1 protein-coding gene is annotated in these 763 nt (G+C 42.2%); it reads right to left on the bottom strand.

Annotated features, from left to right (window positions below; genetic code table 11):
* Nucleotides 1-763 (bottom strand): tetratricopeptide repeat protein (locus QM538_04895; GenBank protein ID MDI9347820.1); only part of this gene is annotated, 763 nt, incomplete at both ends.

The raw sequence follows: 763 nt of genomic DNA, 5'->3' as shown, positions 1-763 counted from the left end.
AATCCTTTTCCATCGTAGTAGAGATCACCAAGCTTGAGTTGAGCATTAGCATCCCCTTGATCAGCCGCCAACTTAAACCACCTAATCGCTCGCCTGTAATCTTTAGTAAATATTCCTATTGTATAGTTCTGGATTCCAAGAATTAGTTGAGCTTTTGCATTCCCTTGCTCAGCCGCCAACTTAAACCACTTAAACGCTTGAACATAATCTTGAGTGACTCCCTCGCCTTTAATGTAGAGGCCACCAAGATTTAATTGAGCATCAGCATCCCCTTGTTCAGCCGCCAACTTAAACCACTTAATCGCTTCACTATAATCTTGAGTGACTCCCTCACCTTTAAAGTAGTGGTAGCCAAGATTATATTGAGCGTATACATCTCCTTGATCAGCCGCCAACTTATACCACTTAAACGCTTCACTATAATCTTGAGTGACTCCCTCGCCTTTAAAGTAGCGGTAGCCAAGTTTATATTGAGCTTTTGCATTCCCTTGCTCAGCCGCCAACTTAAACCACTTAAACGCTTGAACATAATCTTGAGTAACTCCCTCGCTTTTAATGTAGAGGCCACCAAGATTTAATTGAGCATCAGCATCTCCTTGCTCAGCCGCCAACTTATACCACTTAAATGCTTCACTGTAATCTTGAGTGACTCCCTCACCTTTAAAGTAGTGGTAGCCAAGATTTAATTGAGCATCAGCATTTCCTTGTTCAGCCGCCAACTTATACCACTTAAATGCTTCACTGTAATCTTGAGTGACTCCCT

Source organism: Candidatus Methylacidiphilales bacterium, from assembly GCA_030054035.1.
Lineage (GTDB): Bacteria > Pseudomonadota > Gammaproteobacteria > JASGCS01 > JASGCS01 > JASGCS01.
The sequence above is the reverse complement of the archived record's forward strand: the minus strand, read 5'-3'. Positions and strand labels throughout refer to the sequence as shown.